19 protein-coding genes are annotated in these 21,244 nt (G+C 69.8%); 15 read left to right on the forward strand and 4 right to left on the reverse strand.

The window, feature by feature from the left end; genetic code table 11:
* Nucleotides 1-34: 34 nt before the first annotated feature.
* A complete protein-coding gene (locus ACZYYX_RS27670) occupies nucleotides 35-1,054 on the reverse strand; it encodes an oxygenase MpaB family protein (RefSeq protein WP_463818061.1) in 1,020 nt (339 codons plus the stop codon).
* A gap of 149 nt (nucleotides 1,055-1,203) precedes the next feature.
* Here ACZYYX_RS27670 and ACZYYX_RS27675 point away from each other — a divergent pair, with 149 nt between their 5' ends.
* Nucleotides 1,204-2,049 carry an adenylate/guanylate cyclase domain-containing protein gene (locus ACZYYX_RS27675; RefSeq protein ID WP_463818013.1) on the forward strand — a complete coding sequence of 282 codons (846 nt, stop codon included), beginning with the start codon at nucleotides 1,204-1,206 and terminating at the stop codon, nucleotides 2,047-2,049.
* 8 nt (nucleotides 2,050-2,057) lie between these two features.
* Nucleotides 2,058-2,921, forward strand: coding sequence for a rhomboid-like protein (locus ACZYYX_RS27680; protein WP_463818014.1), 864 nt, complete (start codon nucleotides 2,058-2,060; stop codon nucleotides 2,919-2,921).
* Here the strand turns inward: ACZYYX_RS27680 and ACZYYX_RS27685 are convergent.
* Entirely contained in the window at nucleotides 2,828-4,405 is a 1,578-nt protein-coding gene (locus ACZYYX_RS27685; RefSeq protein WP_463818062.1) for an FMN-binding glutamate synthase family protein, read from the reverse strand. The two genes, ACZYYX_RS27680 and ACZYYX_RS27685, sit on opposite strands and share 94 nt — an antisense overlap.
* A gap of 43 nt (nucleotides 4,406-4,448) precedes the next feature.
* Here ACZYYX_RS27685 and pheS point away from each other — a divergent pair, with 43 nt between their 5' ends.
* The 13 genes from pheS (at nucleotide 4,449) to ACZYYX_RS27750 (ending at nucleotide 18,174) form a co-directional block, all read left to right on the forward strand.
* On the forward strand, nucleotides 4,449-5,492 hold the full coding sequence (pheS, locus tag ACZYYX_RS27690; protein WP_463818015.1) for a phenylalanine--tRNA ligase subunit alpha: 1,044 nt from the start codon (nucleotides 4,449-4,451) through the stop codon (nucleotides 5,490-5,492).
* Nucleotides 5,492-7,981 (forward strand): phenylalanine--tRNA ligase subunit beta, encoded by a 2,490-nt coding sequence (pheT, locus tag ACZYYX_RS27695; RefSeq protein ID WP_463818016.1) that lies wholly within the window; start codon nucleotides 5,492-5,494, stop codon nucleotides 7,979-7,981. Before pheS ends, pheT begins: the two co-directional genes overlap by 1 nt.
* A gap of 55 nt (nucleotides 7,982-8,036) precedes the next feature.
* Nucleotides 8,037-9,074, forward strand: a complete 1,038-nt coding sequence (argC, locus tag ACZYYX_RS27700; RefSeq protein ID WP_463818017.1) for an N-acetyl-gamma-glutamyl-phosphate reductase — start codon at nucleotides 8,037-8,039, stop codon at nucleotides 9,072-9,074.
* Nucleotides 9,071-10,285, forward strand: coding sequence for a bifunctional glutamate N-acetyltransferase/amino-acid acetyltransferase ArgJ (gene argJ, locus ACZYYX_RS27705; RefSeq protein WP_463818018.1), 1,215 nt, complete (start codon nucleotides 9,071-9,073; stop codon nucleotides 10,283-10,285). Before argC ends, argJ begins: the two co-directional genes overlap by 4 nt.
* The gene (argB, locus tag ACZYYX_RS27710; protein WP_463818019.1) at nucleotides 10,282-11,154 is read left to right on the forward strand and encodes an acetylglutamate kinase; all 873 of its coding nucleotides are present in this window, start codon (nucleotides 10,282-10,284) and stop codon (nucleotides 11,152-11,154) included. The genes argJ and argB overlap by 4 nt, the downstream gene beginning before the upstream one ends.
* Complete coding sequence (locus ACZYYX_RS27715) at nucleotides 11,151-12,326, forward strand: acetylornithine transaminase (protein ID WP_463818020.1); 1,176 nt, start codon at nucleotides 11,151-11,153, stop codon at nucleotides 12,324-12,326. The genes argB and ACZYYX_RS27715 overlap by 4 nt, the downstream gene beginning before the upstream one ends.
* Complete coding sequence (gene argF / locus ACZYYX_RS27720) at nucleotides 12,323-13,246, forward strand: ornithine carbamoyltransferase (protein ID WP_463818021.1); 924 nt, start codon at nucleotides 12,323-12,325, stop codon at nucleotides 13,244-13,246. The genes ACZYYX_RS27715 and argF overlap by 4 nt, the downstream gene beginning before the upstream one ends.
* Nucleotides 13,177-13,725, forward strand: coding sequence for an arginine repressor (locus tag ACZYYX_RS27725; RefSeq protein WP_463818022.1), 549 nt, complete (start codon nucleotides 13,177-13,179; stop codon nucleotides 13,723-13,725). The genes argF and ACZYYX_RS27725 overlap by 70 nt, the downstream gene beginning before the upstream one ends.
* 22 nt (nucleotides 13,726-13,747) lie before the next feature.
* Nucleotides 13,748-14,953, forward strand: coding sequence for an argininosuccinate synthase (locus ACZYYX_RS27730; protein ID WP_463818023.1), 1,206 nt, complete (start codon nucleotides 13,748-13,750; stop codon nucleotides 14,951-14,953).
* A 122-nt stretch (nucleotides 14,954-15,075) separates the two neighbouring features.
* A complete protein-coding gene (gene argH / locus ACZYYX_RS27735) occupies nucleotides 15,076-16,488 on the forward strand; it encodes an argininosuccinate lyase (RefSeq protein WP_463818024.1) in 1,413 nt (470 codons plus the stop codon).
* Nucleotides 16,489-16,499: 11 nt separating this feature from the next.
* On the forward strand, nucleotides 16,500-17,120 hold the full coding sequence (locus tag ACZYYX_RS27740; RefSeq protein ID WP_463818025.1) for a hypothetical protein: 621 nt from the start codon (nucleotides 16,500-16,502) through the stop codon (nucleotides 17,118-17,120).
* On the forward strand, nucleotides 17,117-17,671 hold the full coding sequence (locus ACZYYX_RS27745) for a hypothetical protein (protein ID WP_463818026.1): 555 nt from the start codon (nucleotides 17,117-17,119) through the stop codon (nucleotides 17,669-17,671). Before ACZYYX_RS27740 ends, ACZYYX_RS27745 begins: the two co-directional genes overlap by 4 nt.
* A complete protein-coding gene (locus ACZYYX_RS27750) occupies nucleotides 17,668-18,174 on the forward strand; it encodes a hypothetical protein (RefSeq protein WP_463818027.1) in 507 nt (168 codons plus the stop codon). Before ACZYYX_RS27745 ends, ACZYYX_RS27750 begins: the two co-directional genes overlap by 4 nt.
* On the opposite strand, the gene ACZYYX_RS27755 is transcribed toward ACZYYX_RS27750, so the two are convergent.
* Both ACZYYX_RS27755 and ACZYYX_RS27760 read right to left on the reverse strand, forming a co-directional pair.
* Nucleotides 18,152-19,465, reverse strand: a complete 1,314-nt coding sequence (locus ACZYYX_RS27755; protein WP_463818028.1) for a hypothetical protein — start codon at nucleotides 19,463-19,465, stop codon at nucleotides 18,152-18,154. The two genes, ACZYYX_RS27750 and ACZYYX_RS27755, sit on opposite strands and share 23 nt — an antisense overlap.
* On the reverse strand, nucleotides 19,462-21,225 hold the full coding sequence (locus ACZYYX_RS27760; protein WP_463818029.1) for an ABC-F family ATP-binding cassette domain-containing protein: 1,764 nt from the start codon (nucleotides 21,223-21,225) through the stop codon (nucleotides 19,462-19,464). The genes ACZYYX_RS27755 and ACZYYX_RS27760 overlap by 4 nt, the downstream gene beginning before the upstream one ends.
* Nucleotides 21,226-21,244: the final 19 nt, after the last annotated feature.

Here is a 21,244-nt window from a genome sequence, read left to right on the forward strand (position 1 = left end):
TTCGATGGTCGGAGCCCTCAGTGTGTCAGGTCCGTCAGGCCGCCGTGCGGCCCCGCGGACGCCCCGGCCGCAATGCGGCCAGCGCGAAGGTGGTGTGCACGAGCGAACCGGCGCGGTCGAGGAGCGTCTTGCCGTGGGGGACGTAGTGCATGGGAAGGCCGCGGCGCTCCCGTGGAGGCCCCATGAACGCGGGCGCTTCCACGAGCGGGGAGTCCGATGCGGCAGTGCCGTCGGCGCGCCGGTACGCGGCCACCGCGCGCGGGTGCAACCGGATCTCGTCGGGCACCGCGACGAACGCCAGCTCGACCAGCTTGCCGAACAGCCGCAGCAGGACTTCGTCGCCGGGCGTCCAGCGCATGCCGGCCTTCTCCCGCACCGCGGGGTCGAACAGTCCCGCCGCGATCCAGCGCTGCGCGCCGACCATCGGCTTGAACATCTGGTCCCACAGCGGCGTGGGCATCATCACGAAGCGGGGTTTGGGAATGCGGATCGAGAAGATGTCGCGAGTAGCGCGGTTGATCTCCAGATCCTCGCGGCACGTGCGGTCCCAGTACTCGCAGAATTCCTCCCACGAGCCGGGCACGGGCCGCATGCTCATGCCGTACATGCGATACCACTGGACGTGTTCGTCGAACAGTTGCCGCTTCTCGGCGTCGGTCAGGCCGCCGCAGAAGTACTCGGCCGTCTTGATGATCAGCATGAAGAACGTCGCGTGCGCCCAGTAGAAGGTGTCCGGGTCCAGCGCGTGGTAGCGACGGCCCGACGCGTCGACCCCCTTGATGGTCGTGTGGTAGCCCTTGATCTGCGCACCGGTCTGGGCGGCGCGTTCACCGTCGTAGACCACGCCCATGATCGGGTAGACGGAGCGGGCGACCCGCTGCAGCGGCTCGCGCAGCAGGATCGAGTGATCCTCGACACCGGCGCCGAGGGCGGGATACATGTTCTGGATCGCGCCGATCCACACCCCGAGCATGCCGGTGCGGACGTCGCCGAAGTACTTCCACGTCAGCGAGTCCGGGCCCAGCGGGTCCGATGTCGAGGTGCGCTGAGCCATCGCCGGTGATCGCATCACTTCACGCTAATGACTGACAACGGCCGTTGTCTACGGTCGGGCGGACCCTGTTATCGGGCCGCCATCGTGCGGTCGCACGCGGGTGACCTGGCTGTTCAGCTGCGCCGACGCGCTCGATTACGCTGACCGCTGTGGATGACAGTGAGGCGTCGGGGCCACTGGCGTGGCTGCGCACCGTCAACCATCACGCCGGGGCCGTCGCGTTTCTCCGCCGCGCACGCCGTGTCCTGCCCGGCGACCCCGAGTTCGGCGATCCGCTGTCGGTCGCGGGCATGGGAGGTCCGCGCGCGGCCGCGCGAGCGGCCGACCGGCTGTTGGAGCGCGAAGCACTGACCCGCGAGGTGAGCCTCGGCGCGCTTCAGGTGTGGCAGGCCCTGACCGAGCGGGTGTCGGGCCGGCCGGCCAACGACGAGGTGACGCTCGTGTTCACCGATCTCGTCGCGTTCTCCACCTGGTCACTGCGCGCCGGCGACGATGCCACGCTGCGGTTGCTGCGCCGCGTCGCACAGGTCGTGGAGCCGCCGCTGCTGGCGGCCGGTGGACACATCGTCAAACGCATGGGCGACGGACTGATGGCGGTCTTCGCCGATCCGTCCACCGCGCTGAGCGCCGTGCTGAACGCCAGAGAGGCCATTCGAACCATCGAGCTGGACGGGTACACGCCCCGCATGAGGGTGGGGATCCACACCGGCCGCCCGCAACGTATCGGCTCGGACTGGCTGGGTATCGACGTCAACCTGGCCGCCCGGGTGATGGAACGCGCGACCCGCGGAGAACTGGTCGTGTCGGCGGCGACGCTGGAGCGCATCGCGGAGGAGGAGCTCGACCGTCTCGGTGTCACCGCGAAACGGCTCCGCAAGCCCGTCTTCGCAGCGAAACAGGACGGCGTGCCCGACGACTTCGTGATGTACCGGCTGAGAACTCGCAGGCAGTTCGCAGGAAACGAGGACGAGAACGACGCCGCGTCCGGCGCATAGTGGATGTGGTGCAGTCCGGATTCCTGGTCGGCCTCCGCCGGGCGCGGTTCACCCTGAGCTACGCCGTGGCGGTGTCCGCCGTCACCGCCGCGATGGTGCGCATGGACCCGGCGATGCACGAGGCGCTGATCCGTCACGCCAGTACGAACCTGCACAACCTGAGCCGAGGCCGGTTCGGGACGCTGATCAGCAGCGCATTCGTCGTCGACGCCGGCCCTATCTATCTGTGGCTCCCCGGCCTGGTGTGCCTGCTGCTGGTGGCCGAGTTGACGCTCGGGGGCGGCCGGACCGCGCTCACCTTCGCAACGGGCCACGTCGGGGCGACACTGATGGTGGCCGTCGGACTGGTGGCCGCCGTCAAACTCGACTGGCTGTCGGCGTCGATCGCGCGGGCCTCCGACGTCGGCATGAGCTACGGCGCGATGGCCGTGGTCGGAGTGCTCACCGCGGCCCTTCCCGCCCGATGGCGCGCGGCCTGGATCGGATTCTGGTGCGCGGCGGCCGTTGTCGTGGTGACCGGTGGCGGTGGATTCACCGACATCGGGCACACGGTGGCGCTGACCCTCGGCATGATCGTGTCGACTCGGCTGCACGCACGCGCGCGCTGGTCGGTGCCCACGGCAGCCCTGCTGTGTATCGGTGGGGCGTTCGCGTTCCTGATGCTCGCCGACGGTCTGGTCGGGGTTGTCGAGGGCGCCGCATGGGGCACCGCGGGGGCGCTGGCGGCCGCCGCTGTCGAACGCCTGCGGCGCTCGGAACCGGTGCGTGCGCCAGCAGGTCAGGCGAATTCGTCGGCTGATGCTGTCACCCAGTCCGAGCGCCAGGACTGCGGCGGGTCGTCGAGCAGTTCGCCTGGGGCCAGCCACTCGTAGATCTCGGCGTAGGTGCTGGTGCGCTGACCCTCGATGCGGCGGTTCAGCATGGCAGGTGACAGCTCGTGAAACCCGTTGAGCCCCATGGAAGCAACGATCTGCGCGGCACTTTCGACGGTGGCGCGCTGGAAGTTGACCACGCGGGCGGTCTTGTCGGTGACATCGAGGGCACGGCTGCGAGCGGGATCCTGGGTCGCCACACCCGTCGGGCAGCGATTGGTGTGGCACTTGAGGGCCTGGATGCAGCCGACCGCGAACATCATCGCGCGGGCGGCCATCGTGAAGTCGGCGCCCTGGCAGACCCGGCTGACGATGTCCACGCCACTGGCGACCTTGCCTGACGCACCGATCGCGATCCGGTCGCGCAACCCGGCGCCCACGAGGCAGTTGTGCACCAGCATCAGGCCCTCGGTCAACGGCATCCCGACGTGGTCCTCGAATTCCTGTGGGGCCGCGCCGGTTCCGCCCTCGGCACCGTCGACGATCACGAAGTCGGGGGTGATCCCGGTGGCCAGGAAACCCTTGCACAGCGACAGGAACTCGGTGCGGGCTCCGACGCACAGCTTGAAGCCGACGGGTTTGCCGCCGGAGGCGCGCCGCAGCGCCGCGATGAAGTGAGCGAACTCCACCGGCGTGCCGAATGCGGTGTGCGCCGGCGGGGAGACGACGGTGCGGCCCACCGGGACGCCGCGGGTCTCGGCGATCTCGGGACTCACCTTCGCGCCCGGCAGCACGCCGCCCAGCCCGGGCTTGGCGCCCTGGGACAGTTTGATCGAGATCGCTTTCACCGCGGGAAGTGCTGCCTTCTCGGCGAACTGGGCGGCGTCGAAGCGTCCCTCGGTGTCTCTGCATCCGAAGTAGCCGGACCCGATCTCCCAGATCAGATCCCCGCCTCCGGCGAGGTGATACGGGCTGATGCCGCCCTCGCCGGTGTCGTGGGCGAACCGACCGCGGGCGGCGCCCGTGTTCAGCGCCGTGATCGCGTTGGCCGACAGCGCTCCGAAACTCATGGCCGAGACGTTGAGGAGCGCGATGTCGTAGGGCTGCGTGCAGTCCGGGCCGCCGAGGCGGACCCGCGGGTCGAGGTCGTCGGCGAATCGAGCGCGCAGCGAGTGGCGCAGGAACTCGTAACCGAGCGCGGTGACATCGCGTTCGGTGCCGAAGGGTTCGTCGCCCTTGGTGCCCTTCGCCCGCTCGTACACCAGATCGCGCGTCTCTCGGTCGAACGGCGTGGCCTCGATGTTCGACTCGATGAAGTACTGCCGGATCTCCGGGCGGATCATCTCCATCAGGAACCGCACGTGGCCGATGACCGGGTAGAGGCGCAGGATCGTGTGCCGCCGCTGGATCAGATCCCACGAACCGAGGGTCGCGAGCCCCAGCAGCACGATCGCGGCGACGGCCCACCCCGCATGCGACAGGGCGGTCAGCGCTGCCGCGCCCGCTGCGAGCAGCCAGATTCCTGCGATCACCAGCGGCCGCATCACCACGGCGTGAGGGTATCGCGCCATCGCCTATGATCGCCGGGTGGCTGATCAGCCAGGGAAACTCACCGACGACGCGTTGACCGATGCGGTCAGTGCGGCCGGTCGCGCCTTCGCCGAGGCGGCGACCCTCGACGACCTCGCGCGCGCGAAAACCGAGCACCTCGGGGACCGCTCACCGATCGCTCTGGCTCGTCAGGCACTGGGCAGCCTGCCCAAGACCGAACGGGCCGACGCAGGCAAGCGCGTCAACGTCGCACGGACCGCCGCGCAGGGCGCCTACGACGAGCGGCTGGCGGCGCTGCGCGCCGAACGCGACGCCGCGGTGCTCGTGGCCGAGCGCATCGACGTGACGCTGCCGTCGAGTCGGCAACCGATCGGCGCGCGGCATCCGATCACGATCCTGGCCGAGCGCGTAGCGGACACTTTCGTCGCGATGGGGTGGGAGCTTGCCGAGGGACCGGAAGTGGAGACCGAGCAGTTCAACTTCGACGCGTTGAACTTCCCGCCCGATCACCCTGCCCGCAGCGAACAGGACACCTTCCACGTGGCGCCTGACGGCTCCCGGCAGGTGCTGCGCACCCACACCTCCCCGGTGCAGATCCGCGCGCTGCTCGAGCGGGAGCTGCCCGTCTACATCGTCTCGATCGGCCGCACCTTCCGCACCGACGAACTCGACGCCACCCACACACCGGTCTTCCACCAGGTGGAGGGACTCGCCGTCGACAAAGGACTGACCATGGCGAACCTGCGCGGCACGCTGGACGCGTTCGCGCGTGCGCAGTTCGGGCCGCAGGGGCGGACCCGGCTGCGGCCGCACTTCTTCCCGTTCACCGAGCCGTCTGCCGAGGTCGACGTCTGGTTCCCCGACAAGAAGGGCGGGCCTGGCTGGGTGGAGTGGGGCGGTTGCGGCATGGTCAACCCGAATGTGTTGCGCGCGTGCGGTATCGACCCCGAGGAGTACTCGGGTTTCGCGTTCGGCATGGGTTTGGAGCGCACGCTGCAGTTCCGCAACGGCATCCCGGACATGCGCGACATGGTCGAAGGTGACGTGCGCTTCTCGCTGCCGTTCGGGGTGGGCGCCTGATGCGTCTTCCCTACAGCTGGCTGCGCGACGTCGTAGCAGCCGGAGCTCCGGGTTGGGACGTGACGCCCGAGGACCTCGAGCAGACGCTGATCCGGATCGGCCACGAGGTCGAGGAGATCATCCCCGTCGGACCCGTGCGCGGCCCGTTGACGATCGGCCGCGTCGCCGCGATCGAGGAACTCACGGAGTTCAAGAAGCCCATCCGCGCCGTGAAGGTCGACGTCGGTGAAGAACAACCACGCGACATCGTCTGCGGCGCAACAAATTTCGCGGTCGACGATCTGGTCGTGGTGGCGCTGCCCGGCACTGTGCTGCCCGGTGAGTTCACGATCGCCACTCGCAAGACCTACGGGCGCACGTCCGACGGCATGATCTGCTCGTCGGCCGAGCTCAACCTCGGCGCCGACCACTCCGGCATCCTTGTGCTCCCGCCGCAGACGGCGGCACCGGGGGACTCCGCCCACGAGGTGCTGGGACTCGACGACGTGGTCTTCCACCTCGCGATCACCCCGGATCGTGGCTATTGCCTGTCGGTGCGTGGCCTGGCCCGCGAGATCGCCAACGCCTACGACTTGGACTACGTCGATCCGGCGCTCGAGGTACCCGCGCTGCCCAGCGACGGTGAGGCGCTGCCGGTGGCGATCGATCCCGCGGCCGGCGTACAGCGCTTCACGTTGCGCCCCGTCACCGGTATCGACCCCACGGCGGTCTCACCCTGGTGGCTTCGGCGCCGCCTGCTGCTCAGCGGGATTCGCGCGATCTCCCCGGCCGTCGACGTGACCAACTACGTCATGCTCGAGCTCGGCCAACCCATGCACGCGCACGACCACAGCTTGATCCACGGTGGCTTCCGGGTTCGGTTCGCCGAGCCGGGGGAGACCGTGGTCACGCTCGACGATGTGGACCGTCGGCTCGACCCGGCCGACGTGCTGATCGTCGACGACGTCGCGACGGCTGCGATCGGCGGTGTCATGGGCGCCGGGACCACCGAAGTGCGCGACAGCACCACCGACGTCCTGCTCGAGGCCGCGGTCTGGGATCCGGCCGCGGTGTCGCGCACCCAGCGTCGGCTCCGTCTGCACAGCGAGGCGGGTCGCCGCTACGAACGCACCGTGGACCCGGCGATCTCGGTCGCCGCCCTCGACAGGGGAGCCGCGCTGCTGGCCGAGATCGCCGGCGGCACAGCACAACCGACACTCACCGACTGGCGGGGTGAGCCGCCGCGGCAGGACTGGTCACCGCCGCCGGTCCGCATGCCCGTCACCCTGCCCGACCGCATGGCCGGGGTCGAGTACCCGGCCGGGACCGCCCAGCGCCGACTGACCCAGATCGGTGCCACGGTCACCGTCGACGGTGACGAACTCACGGCCGTACCGCCCAGCTGGCGCCCCGACCTGCGGGAACCCGCGGATCTGGTCGAAGAGGTGATGCGCCTCGAAGGCCTCGACGCCGTCCCGTCGGTGCTGCCTGCCGCGCCCGCCGGGCGCGGCCTGTCCCCGGTGCAGAAGCGGCGCCGGGCGATCGGAAAGGCCCTCGCGCTCGGCGGTTACGTGGAGATCCTGCCGACGCCGTTCCTGCCCGCGGGAATCTTCGACCAGTGGGGACTCGCGGCCGACGACCCGCGCCGGACCACCACCCGAGTGCTCAATCCCCTCGAATCCGATCGACCGGCGCTGGCCACCACGCTGCTGCCCGGCCTGCTGGAAGCGTTGAGCCGCAACGTCTCCCGTGGAGCCGCCGATGCGGCGCTGTTCGCGCTGGCGCAGGTCGTCGAACCCACGACCGCGACGCGGGCCGTGGACCGCATCCCCACGGACCGGCGCCCCACCGACGAGGAGATCGCGACATTGGACGCGTCGCTGCCCCGCCAGCCGCAGCACGTCGCCGCGGTGCTGACCGGGTTGCGCGAACCCGCCGGCCCGTGGGGCCCGGGACGTCCCGTGGAACCGTTCGACGCCTTCGAGGCGGTCCGGATCGTCGGCCGGGCGGCCGGCGTCGAGTTCACGCTGCGCGCGGTCGAGTACCTGCCCTGGCACCCCGGCCGGTGCGCTGCGGTGTGCCTCGGCGACACCGTCGTCGGGCACGCCGGGCAGCTGCACCCCGCGGTGATCGAGCGCTCCGGTCTGCCGAAGGGCACCTGTGCGGTGGAGCTGGACCTCGACGCGGTGCCGATCACCGAGCTGCTGCCGGCTCCGCGCGTCTCACCGTTTCCCGCGGTGTTCCAGGATGTCGCGCTCGTCGTCGACGACGACGTGCCCGCGCAGGAGGTCGTCGACGCGGTGCGCGACGGTGCGGGTGACCTCCTCGAAGACGTCCGGCTCTTCGACGTCTACAGCGGTCCGCAGGTCGGCGAGGGCCGCAAATCGCTGGCGCTCGCGCTGCGCTTCCGCGCCGACGATCGGACGCTGACCGAGGACGAGGCCAGCGCCGCACGCGATGCGGCGGTGGCCGCCGCGGCCGCCGCGGTCGGCGCCCAGCAGCGGCGCTGACCAGCTGCAATAATGAATTTGCATCTTCCTGCATAAGAATGCAAAGATCGACGCCATGACATCCGTCGCCGTGGCCGGAGCCAGCGGATACGCCGGAGGGGAGATCCTGCGGCTGCTGCTCGGGCACCCCGCCTACGCGCAGGGCACCCTCACCCTGGGAGCACTGACCGCTGCGGCGAGTGCCGGCACCACACTCGCAGAACACCACCCCCACCTCCTGCCGCTCGCCGATCGCGTCCTCGAGCCGACCGAGGTCGAGGTGCTGGCGGGCCACGACGTCGTGTTCCTGGGTCTGCCGCACGGTCACTCCGCCGCGCTGGCCGAGCAGCTGGGCCCCGACACCGTGATCATCGACTGTGGCGCGGACTTCCGACTCACCGATCCCGCCGCGTGGGAGCGCTTCTACGGTTCCGAGCACGCAGGCAGTTGGCCCTACGGTCTGCCCGAGCTGCCCGGCGCGCGTGACCGTCTGCGCGGCGCCACCAGGATCGCCGTCCCCGGCTGCTATCCCACGGCTGCGCTGCTGGCGCTGTGGCCCGCGGTGGCAGCGGGACTCGTCGAGCCGGCCGTGACCGTCGTGGCCGTCAGCGGCACCTCCGGTGCGGGCCGGACCGCCAAGGTCGACCTTCTGGCGGCCGAGGTGATCGGCTCGGCACGGGCATACAACGTGGGCGGCAAGCATCGGCACACCCCCGAGATCGCCCAGGGTCTGGCTGCAGTGGCCGCCGGCGCGGACGTGTCGGTGTCGTTCACCCCGGTGCTCATCCCGACGGCCCGCGGCATCCTGGCCACCTGCACCGCACGCACCCAGGCTTCGGTGTCGGATCTGCGCGCTGCCTACGAGAAGGCTTATGACGCTGAGCCTTTCGTGCACCTGCTCCCCGAAGGGCGGCTGCCGCAGACCGGTGCCGTGGTGGGTGGCAATGCCGCCCAGCTCGCGATCGCCGTCGACACCGACGCCCAGACGTTCGTCGCGATCGCCGCGATCGACAACCTGGTCAAGGGCACCGCGGGCGCGGCCGTGCAGTCGATGAACCTGGCACTGGGCTGGACCGAGACCGATGGACTGACGACCGTGGGGGTGGCTCCGTGACCGATCTGGCCGACAGCGCCCGGCTGCTGCGCACGCAGGGGGTGACCGCGCCTGCCGGATTCCGGGCGACGGGAATCTCCGCCGGCATCAAGGCATCCGGCGCGCTCGACCTCGCCCTGGTGTTCAACGAGGGCCCCGATCACGCCGCGGCTGGCGTCTTCACCCGCAACAAGGTCAAGGCCGCGCCGGTGCTGTGGTCGACCCAGGTGCTCACCACCGGTCGGCTGCGCGCGGTGATCCTCAACTCCGGCGGCGCCAACGCCTGCACCGGCCCTGCCGGATTCCAAGACACCCACGCCACCGCGGAGGCGGTCGCGGCGGCGCTGTCGGACTGGGGCACCGAGACCGGCGCGATCGAGGTCGCGGTGTGCTCGACCGGCCTGATCGGTGACCGCCTGCCGATGGACAAGGTGCGCGCCGGCGTCACCGAGATCGTGCACGAGATGGCCGGCGGCCTCACCGGTGGGGAAGAGGCCGCGCGCGCGATCATGACCACCGACACCGTGCCCAAACAGGTTGCGCTGCACCACCAGAACCGGTGGACCGTCGGCGGCATGGCCAAGGGCGCGGGCATGCTGGCGCCGTCGCTGGCCACCATGTTGTGCGTGCTGACCACCGACGCGGTGGCCGACGCCGCCGCCCTCGACCGTGCGCTGCGCCGCGCGACCGCGGCCACCTTCGATCGGCTCGACGTCGACGGCAGCTGCTCCACCAACGACACGGTGCTGCTGTTGTCCTCGGGGGCTTCGGAGATCGCACCGAGCCAGGACGACCTCGACGCCGCTGTGCTCGCCGTCTGCGAGGACCTCTGCGCCCAGCTGCAGGCCGACGCCGAAGGCGTGACCAAGCGGATCACCGTCACCGTCACCGGGGCGGCGACCGAGGACGACGCCGTCACCGCGGCGCGGGTGATCGCCCGCGACAGCCTGGTCAAGACCGCGCTGTTCGGCTCCGACGCCAACTGGGGCCGGGTGCTCGCCGCGGTGGGTATGGCGCCGGTGCCGCTGGACGCCGACCGCATCACCGTGTCCTTCAACGGCTTTCCGGTCTGTGTGGACAGCGTCGGGGCGCCGGGCGCGCGGGAGGTCGACCTCACGGGTGAGGACATCGCAGTCACGGTGGATCTGGGTGTGGGCGCCGCCTCGGCCTCGATCCGCACCACCGACCTGTCGCACGCCTACGTCGAAGAGAACTCGGCGTACAGCTCATGAGCATCGCGACATCGCAGAAGGCGCTGGTGCTCGCCGCTGCGCTGCCCTGGCTCAAGGCGCTGCACGGCAAGATCGTCGTCGTCAAGTACGGCGGCAACGCGATGACCGACGACACGCTCAAAGCGGCGTTCGCCGAGGACATGGTCTTCCTGCGCAACTGCGGTGTTCATCCGGTGGTCGTCCACGGAGGCGGCCCCCAGATCAGCGCGATGCTCAAGAAGCTCGGCATCGCAGGCGAATTCAAGGGCGGCTTCCGGGTCACCACACCCGAGGTGCTCGACGTCGCCCGCATGGTGCTGTTCGGTCAGGTCGGCCGGGAACTGGTCAACCTGATCAACGCCCACGGGCCCTACGCCGTCGGCATCACCGGCGAGGACGCGCACCTGTTCACCGCGGTGCGCCGCAGTGTGCTCGTCGACGGAGTGGCCACCGACATCGGCCTCGTCGGCGACGTCGAGCGAGTCAGCACCGACGCGGTGCGCGATCTCATCGCCGCCGGCCGCATCCCCGTCGTGTCGACGATCGCGCCGGACGTCGAAGGGCGCGTGTACAACATCAACGCCGACACCGCAGCCGCTGCCCTGGCCGAGGCGCTCGGCGCGGAGAAGCTGCTCATGCTCACCGACGTCGAGGGGCTCTACACCAGCTGGCCGGACCGCGGCTCCCTGGTCAGCGAAATCGATTCCGCTGCTTTGACGCAACTACTCCCGACGTTGGAGGAGGGCATGGTGCCCAAGATCGAGGCATGCCTGCGCGCGATCACCGGCGGCGTCCCCAGTGCGCACGTCATCGACGGCCGCGTCGAACACTGCGTGCTGGCCGAACTGTTCACCGATGAAGGCGCGGGAACCAAGGTGGTGCCCTCATGAGCCAGACACTGCTTGACCGCTGGTCCGCGGTGATGATGCACAACTACGGCACCCCGCCGGTGGCGCTGGTCAGCGGAGCGGGCGCCGTCGTCACCGACGGCGACGGCAAGTCCTATGTCGACCTGCTCGGCGGTATCGCGGTCAACGTGCTGGGCCACGGCCATCCCGCCGTCATCGAGGCCGTGCACCGGCAGATGAGCACGCTCGGCCACACCTCCAACCTCTATGCGACGGAGCCGGGCATCGCCCTGGCCGAGGCGCTGGTCGGTCACCTCGGGGCGCCCGCCCGGGTGTTCTTCGCGAACTCCGGCACCGAGGCCAACGAGGTCGCGTTCAAGATCACCCGGTTGACCGGACGCACCAAACTCGTTGCCGCCGAGGGGGCATTCCACGGTCGCACCATGGGATCGCTGGCGCTGACCGGTCAACCCGCCAAGCAGGCACCCTTCGAGCCGCTGCCCGGCGACGTCACGCACGTGCCCTACGGCGACGTCGACGCGTTGCGCGCGGCCGTCGACGACCAGACTGCCGGGGTCTTCCTCGAACCGATCATGGGGGAGGGTGGCGTCGTCGTTCCGCCGGCGGGCTACCTGGTCGCTGCGCGGGAGATCACCGCGCGCCACGGCGCCCTGCTGGTGCTCGACGAGGTGCAGACGGGCATCGGGCGGACCGGAGCTTTCTACGCGCACCAACACGACGGCATCACCCCCGACATCGTCACGCTGGCCAAGGGGCTCGGCGGAGGGTTGCCCATCGGGGCGTGTCTGGCCATCGGACCGACCGCGGAGCTGCTGACCCCCGGCCTGCACGGCAGCACCTTCGGGGGTAACCCGGTGTGCACCGCCGCGGCCCTGGCCGTGCTGAAGGTGCTCGCCGACGACGGCCTCATCGAGCGCGCCGACGTGCTGGGCAAGACGCTGAGCCACGGCATCGAGGCGCTCGGTCATCCGCTGATCGACCATGTCCGCGGCCGCGGCCTCTTGCGCGGCATCGTCTTGACCGCCGAGGTCGCCAAACCCGTCGAGGCCGCCGCCCGCGATGCCGGCTTCCTCGTCAATGCCGCTGCGCCGCAGATCATCCGGCTCGCCCCGCCGCTGGTGCTCACCGAGGAGCAGGCGGAGTCGTTCGTCGCCGCACTGCCGGCCATTCTCGATGCCGCGAGCGGATCATGACCCGACATTTTCTGCGCGACGACGATCTCAGCCCGGCCGAGCAGGCCGAGGTGCTCGCGCTGGCCGCCGAGCTCAAACGGGAGCCGTTCAGCCGCCGGCCGCTGGAAGGGCCGCGCGGCGTGGCGGTGATCTTCGAGAAGAACTCGACCAGAACGCGGTTCTCTTTCGAGATGGGCATCGCCCAGCTCGGCGGGCACGCCGTCGTCGTCGACGGGAGAAGCACCCAGCTCGGCCGGGAGGAGACGCTGGAGGACACCGGCGCGGTGCTCTCCCGCTACGTCGACGCGATCGTGTGGCGCACGTTCGCGCAGGAGCGGCTGACTGCGATGGCCTCCGGTTCCAGCGTCCCCATCGTCAATGCGCTGTCCGACGAATTCCACCCCTGCCAGGTGCTCGCCGATCTGCAGACGCTCGCCGAGTGGAAGGGCGGTCTGAACGGGCTGCGGCTGAGCTACTTCGGCGACGGCGCCAACAACATGGCCCACTCACTGATGCTCGGCGGCGTCACCGCCGGCGTGCACGTGACGATCGCGGCGCCGCGCGGCTTCGCCCCGCACCCGATGTTCGTCGCTGCCGCCGAGACCCGCGCCCACCAGACCGGCGCCACGGTGCGGGTGACCGACGATCCGCGTGATGCCGCCGCCGGTGCCGACGTGCTGGTGACCGACACATGGATCTCCATGGGTCAGGAGAACGACGGTCTCGACCGGGTCAGGCCGTTCCGTCCGTTCCAGGTGAACGCGGAGCTGCTCGACCAGGCGGACTCGGACGCTGTTGTACTGCACTGCCTTCCGGCCCATCGAGGGCACGAGATCACCGACGAGGTGATCGACGGTCCGCGCAGCGCGGTTTGGGACGAGGCCGAGAACCGGCTGCACGCGCAGAAAGCGCTGCTGGTGTGGCTGCTGGAGAACTCGTGACCGCCTCCACGCGCGCGGGCCGGCAGGCGCGCATCGTCGCGCTGCTGTCCGCGCAGCCGGTACGCAGCCAAGGGGAGTTGGCGGCGCTGCTGTCCGCCGACGGTATCGAAGTGACGCAAGCGACGCTGTCGCGCGACCTCGAAGAGCTGGGCGCGGTCAAGCTACGCGGCGCCGACGGTGGCGGTGGCCAGTACATCGTCCCCGAGGACGGCAGCCCCGTGCGCGGGGTGACCGGCGGCACCGAGCGGGTGTCGCGACTGCTGGGAGACCTGCTGGTCGCCACCGACGCCAGCGCCAACCTCGCGGTGCTGCGCACACCCCCGGGTGCTGCGCACTATCTGGCCAGTGCGATCGATCGGGCCGCACTGCCCTATGTCGTCGGCACCATCGCCGGCGACGACACGATCTTCGTCATCGCGCGTGAGCCGATGACCGGGGCTGAACTCGGCGAGGCTCTGGAGAGCCTCGCCAAAGCGTGACACGAACAAGGGAGAGAGTCATATGTCCGAGCGCGTCATCCTGGCGTATTCCGGCGGTCTGGACACCTCGGTGGCCATCAGCTGGATCGGCAAGGAGACCGGCCGCGAGGTGGTTGCGGTGGCCATCGACCTCGGGCAGGGCGGTGAGGACATGGAGGTCGTGCGTCAGCGGGCTCTGGACTGCGGCGCGGTGGAGGCCGTCGTGGTCGATGCCCGCGACGAGTTCGCCGAGCAGTACTGCCTGCCGGCCATCCAGTCCAACGCGCTCTACATGGATCGCTACCCACTGGTCTCGGCGCTGAGCCGGCCGCTGATCGTCAAGCACCTCGTCGACGCGGCACGTGAGCACGGCGGCGGCATCGTCGCGCACGGTTGCACCGGTAAGGGCAACGACCAGGTCCGCTTCGAGGTCGGGTTCGCGTCGCTGGCGCCCGATCTGCAGGTGCTGGCCCCGGTGCGTGACTACGCGTGGACCCGGGAGAAGGCGATCGCCTTCGCCGAGCAGAACGACATCCCGATCAACGTGACCAAGCGGTCGCCGTTCTCGATCGACCAGAACGTGTGGGGTCGGGCCGTGGAAACCGGCTTCCTGGAACACCTCTGGAACGCCCCGACCAAGGACGTCTACGACTACACCGAGGATCCGACGGTCAACTGGAGTAGCCCGGACGAGGTGATCGTCGGGTTCGACAAGGGTGTGCCGGTGAGCATCGACGGCCAGCCGGTGACGGTGCTGCAGGCCATCGAGGCGCTCAACGCTCGGGCCGGGGCGCAGGGGGTGGGCCGCCTGGATGTCGTCGAGGACCGCCTGGTCGGTATCAAGAGTCGCGAGATCTACGAGGCGCCCGGTGCCATGGTGCTGATCACCGCGCACACCGAGCTCGAGCACGTCACGCTGGAACGCGAACTCGGCCGCTTCAAGCGCGGCACCGACCGCAAGTGGGGCGAGCTGGTCTATGACGGCCTGTGGTACTCGCCGCTGAAGTCCTCGCTCGAGGCGTTCGTCGCGCACACCCAGCAGCACGTCACCGGTGAGATCCGGATGGTGTTGCACGGCGGCCACATCGCGGTCAACGGCCGGCGCAGCGCCGAGTCGCTGTACGACTTCAACCTGGCCACCTACGACGAGGGCGACACGTTCGACCAGTCCGCGGCGAAGGGCTTCGTGCACGTGCACGGGCTCTCGTCGAGCCTGTCGGCGCGGCGGGACCTGGCCGGCGACCGATGAGCCGCTTGCGCGAAGAGCAACAGCTGTGAGCACCCCCTCATCGCCCAAACCGACATTTGGGCGGGAAAGTGCGAGTGGAATCCACCAAAAGGTCGATCTCGACGCGGGACGGGGGCGCTGACGTGAGCACGAACGAGGGGTCACTCTGGGGTGGTCGGTTCGCCGACGGGCCGTCGGATGCGCTTGCCGCACTGAGCAAGTCGACCCACTTCGACTGGGTGCTGGCGCCCTATGACGTCGTCGCATCGAAGGCGCACGCACGGGTCCTGCATCGTGCCGGATTGCTCACCGACGACCAGCGCGACGGGCTCCTCGCCGGGCTGGACAGTCTCGGTACCGACGTCGCCGACGGCAGCTTCGGCCCGATCGCGACCGACGAGGACGTGCACGGCGCGCTCGAGCGTGGCCTGATCGACCGCGTGGGTGCCGATCTTGGCGGGCGGCTGCGTGCCGGCCGGTCGCGCAACGATCAGGTCGCCACGCTGTTCCGGATGTGGCTGCGCGACGCGATACGCCGGATCGCCGACGGCGTGTTCGAGGTCGTCGCCGCCCTGTCCACCCAGGCCGCCGCGCATCCCACGGCGATCATGCCCGGCAAGACGCACCTGCAGTCTGCGCAGCCGATCCTGCTCGCGCATCACCTGCTCGCGCATGCCCATCCGCTGCTGCGGGACATCGACCGGCTCGTCGACGCCGACAAGCGCGCCGCGGTGTCGCCCTACGGCTCGGGCGCTCTGGCCGGGTCGTCGCTGGGTCTGGACCCGGATGCGATCGCCGAGGAGCTGGGTTTCACCGCCGCCGCCGACAACTCTGTCGATGCCACCGCCGCACGGGATTTCGCGGCCGAGGCGGCGTTCGTCTTCGGCCTCATCGCCGTCGATCTGTCTCGGCTGGCCGAAGACATCATCTTGTGGAGCACAACGGAATTCGGGTATGTGCGGTTGCATGACGCCTGGTCGACGGGCAGTTCGATCATGCCGCAGAAGAAGAACCCCGACATCGCCGAGCTCGCACGCGGCAAGGCCGGTCGGCTGATCGGGAACGTGACCGGACTACTCGCGACGCTCAAAGCCCAGCCGCTGGCCTACAACCGGGACCTCCAAGAAGACAAGGAGCCCGTCTTCGATTCGGCGGCACAGCTGGAGATGCTGCTGCCCGCGATGGCCGGACTCGTGTCGACGCTCGAGTTCGACGAGGACCGCATGGTCGCCCTCGCCCCGCTGGGCTACACACTGGCCACCGACGTCGCGGAATGGCTCGTGCGGCGCGGTGTGCCGTTCCGGGTGGCGCACGAAGCCGCCGGTGCTGCCGTGCGCGCCGCCGAAGCCCGGGGCGTCGGCCTCGAAGACCTCGAGGACGCCGAACTGGCCGCGATCCATCCCGACCTCGGGCCGGAAGTTCGCGACGTCCTGACCGTGGAAGGGTCGGTGAACTCGCGCGATGCGCGGGGCGGCACCGCGCCCGTGCAGGTGGCCCGACAGCTGAGCGCGGTGCGGGCCGCGGCCGACGAACTGCGAATCCGGCTGCGCCGCTAGCATTCGGCACCATGGACTCCGGCGAGCAGCAGACGGCGACCAGCCGGCGCGCTCGGCTCCGGCGGTGGCTGGCGCAACGCCCGCTGCGCCAGTGGTGGAAGGCCGCGCTGGCCACGGTCCTCGCGGTCGCCGCACTGTTCGGGGGACTCGACACCGTCAACACCGGAGCGGTCCCGTTCGCGGCCGATGAGGATTTCTCCGACGGTCAGTACACCGTGAACATCCACGGCGCTTCGCTGCTGCCGAAGGTCACCGCCGGCACGCGCACGATCGGCCCCGCCCAGCCCGGCAAGCTCTACCTCGGAGTGACCGTCACGCTCGCCAATGGCGGAACGGTGCCCGGCCGCCTCCGCAACGAGCTGGACCTGCGCATGGTGAACGGCAAGGAGTTCTTCGGCGCGTTCCGCTTCCGCGACGGGTCGCCGATCCAGACCCTCGGACCCGGTCTGACGGAGAAGCTCGCGTACCTGTGGGTGGTGCCGCAGAACGCGGTTCGGCCCGGCGACACGATCAGCGTGCGGGTGTGGAAGAAGCAGTTCAAGCAACTGATGGTGGCCTACGGCGGCAAGGAGTGGCTCGACAGCCTCACCGATTACGGCGTCACCGAGCTGACCGTGAAGGAACCGGCATGACCGCGACGAGGATGCGGTCGGTGCTGTCGGCGGTGTGTGTCATCGTGCTGATCGCAGCGGCGGCACTGGTCTGGCACAACCTGCCCACACCCACCGATCTCTACGGACCGTTCGACGTCCACGGGAAAGCTGGCGAGCCGGTCCGCGGCCGTGGCGTCACTGCCACCGTCACCGCGGTGAGCGTTGCGCCGACGGTGAACTCGGTACCGGCGGCCGGCCGGTGGGTGGTCGTCGACACGACGATGCAGGCGCTGGGCAGTACCGATGTGCCGCACGCTGATCTGTTGGTCGGCGCGAACACCTACATCCCCACCGACCGGTTCTTGACGAAGACCCTCGGACGAGCGCTGGCGCCGGGCATCGAGCAGCGCGGCAGCTGGGTCTTCGACGTCGCGTCGGAACTGGTCGACGGCCGCGCCCCCGACCCACTGACGCTGCGGGTCTGGGTGGGCAGTGACCTGCTCGACTCGCGGCTGGTGATCACGATCCCACCTCAGGCCGTCAGCCGCGGCGCCGACCTCGAGCTGGTTCCGCCGGAGGCACGTGCATGACCGGCCGGTTGACCGCGCTGTGGCAGCGCAACGTGCTGGGCGCCGTCGCGGCCGCCTGCGCAATCGCCGTGTTCGTCGTCATCGACTTCGGACCGGACTGGTCGACCTACCGACACTCCGTGCAACCTGAAGTCGTCATCCCCAAGGGCGAGAGCGGCTCGGCCGGGGGAGAGACGTGGCGGCTGACGAAGGTCACGCATCTCAACCGCAGCCCCGTTCGGTTCGGGCCGGCGCTGCCGAAGGGCACGGTGTTGACCGTGCTCGACTTCGACCGGTCGGGAACCCCGCAGCAGGGCTACTGCACCGCCGTGATCACCGACGGGACGACGCGCTGGACGGCGGAGGGGGTGGGCGGCTACACCCCGATCGCGCCCGACGGGGTCACATCGCTCTGCCACCTGCCCGGCCCCGTCCAGTTCACGTTCCTGCTGCCCGACGACGTCGTGCCCACGGCCATGGACGTGACGCACAACGGCCAGATCACTGTGCGGGTGCTGCTGTAACCGGTTGCGCGCGTACGTGTTCGAGGCAGTACGCCACCGTCGAGGCGATCAGGCACACCCGCAACGGCTCGATGATCAGATTCGACAGGAAGACGAGCGTGGGCCGGACGGCATCCCAGTAGGTTTCCGGGTGCGGCCCGAGCAGCCACGCCGCGCCGCGGAACAATTGTCCGGTGCGTACCTCGGGGCGGTAGAAACTGCCCGCCATGTCCAGCCAGGCCAGCCCGAGATAGCCGAGCACGTAGAGCGCCAACGCGATCACGCCGCCGTGCAGGATGAGCCGGGCAGAATCGGTGATCGGCCGGTAGTTGCCGAGCCGGGACAGCAGCACGTCGCGCGCCTCGTCGCGGCGGACATCGGACAGCCGAGACCACCGGTCCCGCAACCGCTTCTGCCGCGTCGACGTCCGCTCGAAGAGCAGGTCGGCACGTTGACCGGCGACGCGGCGAGCGGCGCTGCGCCAATCCGCCGGCATCGACACCCCGTAGACGATCGCGGCGACGGCCAGCCACAGCAGCGGGATGGTGGCGCCCCCGAACACAGTGCTCACCGTCCAGGTGACCGTGTCCCACAGGATCTCCAGCGGCCGGAAGTGGGAGAACAGCTCTGCGCGAGTGTCGGTGAACCACACAACGATCCGCCGCTGCTGCAGCCAACCGCTCGGGTTGACGAAGAAGGTGACGTCCTTGCTGGCCGCGAAGCTGAGGCTGAGGAAGACCCACAGAGCGTCCACGTAGACCCGGACCGCGATCATCCACCGCGGCATCAGATCCTTGAAGCGGCTCAGGACATAGCGCAGGACGAGTGCCGTCACGATCAGCACCACGGTGAGCGTGCCTCCCGGAAGTGCCTCGGGGTGCAGTTCGACCCCACCAGGGGTGGTCATGCTCTGCCCGATCCGATAGCCCAGCGCCCGTTGTTCGTAGGCGATCCAGTCCTCGGCGAACATCTTCCACGCCAGGTAGATCGCGAAGAACGGCACGATCACGGTGGCGAACACGTCGACGCGGCGCGCGGTCCGCGGCGGCAGCGCCGCCAACGCCGGAATGCCCGACCGGATCACGAAGAACATCGCGACGTAGGACCCGAGCCGGGCGAGACCGGCCAGCGGCATGATCAGAGAGGCCCACAGATCGTTGTCGTACCCGGCCCACGCGGCCAGCTCGATCGCGGCTCGGCGCCCCAGCAGCCCGAGCAGATAACACGCGGCGAGCTGAGGCCAGTACCGCCAGAACAGCACGAACGGGCGGGCGAGATACTCCGCCGTCGTACGTATCCGGGTCGTACTCATCCGGCGTCCTCGGCCAATTCGAGCCAGGCCTGCTCCAGGTCGTCCTTACGGGAGAGCAGGTCGCTCAGCTCGCCGTTGAGTTCGCCGGCCCGCACGTGGTCGGCGGCGGCATCGGCCATCGCCTCGTGCAGGGCGGCGATCCGATCGTCGAGTTTGGCGAGTTGGTTCTCGATCCGTGCCATCTCCTTGCCGGCGCGGCGATCGCGGGCGGCGCCGGATTCGCCCCGCACCGGCTCGGCCCGGGCGGGGGCCGGGGTGGCCGCTGCTGACCGGTCGGCGAGGTATTGCTCCACGCCCCCGGGCAGCAGATCGCAGCGCCCACCGCCTGTCAACGCGTAGGTCACGTCGCTGACGCGCTCGAGGAAGTAGCGGTCGTGACTGACCACGATCAGCGTGCCGGGCCAGCCGTCGAGGTAGTCCTCGATGACGGTCAGCGTGTCGATGTCGAGATCGTTGGTCGGTTCGTCGAGCAGCAGCACGTTCGGTTCGTCGAGCAGCAGCCGTAGGAACTGCAACCGCCGCCGCTCACCGCCGGACAGTTCGCCGAGCCGCGTGGTCAGCTTGTCCCCGGTGAACCCGAAATCCTCCAGCAGCGTCGAGGTGCTGACCTCGCGGCCGCCCGCGACCTCGGTGAGGCGCTTTTTGCTCTCGACGGCGTCGAGGACCCGCTCGTCGGGGTGCAATTCGGTGAGCGCCTGGCTGAGGTAGCCGATCGACAGCGTCTGGCCGCGTTTCACCGTGCCCGACGTCGGCGGCAGGTCACCGACCAGGAGCTTGAGGATCGACGTCTTCCCGGTGCCGTTCACGCCGACCAGTCCGATGCGCGCGCCCGGCCCGATCGACCAGTCGATGCCGTCGAGCAGCGTGCGCGGCGGATCGCCCACCTGCAGACTCACCCGGTGCAGATCGAACACGTCTTTGCCGAGCCGTGAGGTGGCGAATCGTTGCAGCATCAGCGAGTCGCGCGGCGGCGGCTCGTTGGCGATCAGGTCGTTGGCGGCCTGGATGCGGAACTTCGGCTTCGACGTCCGCGCGGGCGGCCCGCGCCGCAGCCACGCCAGTTCCTTGCGCATCAGGTTCCTGCGCCGGGCCTCGGTGCCGGCGGCCATGCGCATGCGTTCGGCACGCGCCAGCACGAACGCCGCGTAGCCGCCCTCGTAGGCGTCGACGACGCCGTCGTGCACCTCCCAGGTGCTCGTGGCGACGGCGTCGAGGAACCAGCGATCGTGGCTGACCACCACCAGTGCCCGGGCGGGCCGCGCGGACAGGTGCCCGGCCAGCCAGCCGATCACCTCGACGTCGAGGTGGTTGGTGGGTTCGTCGAGCACGAGCACGTCGTGGTTGGCCAGCAGCACCTCGGCGAGCGCGACGCGGCGCCGCTCACCACCGGACAGATCCGCCGCCCGGGCGTCCAGAGACACCTCGGCCAACAGGTGTTCGACGACGGCGCGGGTGGTCGGCTCGGCGGCCCAGATGTGGTCGGGCCGGCCCCCGACGATCACACCGCGCACGGTGTCCTCCGGTGCGAAGTCGTCGGCTTGCCGCAGGTAGCCCACCGAGAGGCCGGAGGTGTGGGTCGCCCGCCCGGAGTCGGGTGCCAGCGTGCCGGTGAGCACCTTGAGCAACGTCGTCTTGCCGTCGCCGTTTCGGCCGACCACGCCGATCGCGTCGCCCTCCTCGACACCGAGGCTGACGGCATCGAGCAACGTGCGGGTGCCGTAGCCCACGGTGACCTTTTCCAGGTTGATCAGGTTCGCCATCAGGCGCCGATGATAGGCC

It is taken from the genome of Mycobacterium sp. IDUB_1 (assembly GCF_055419625.1).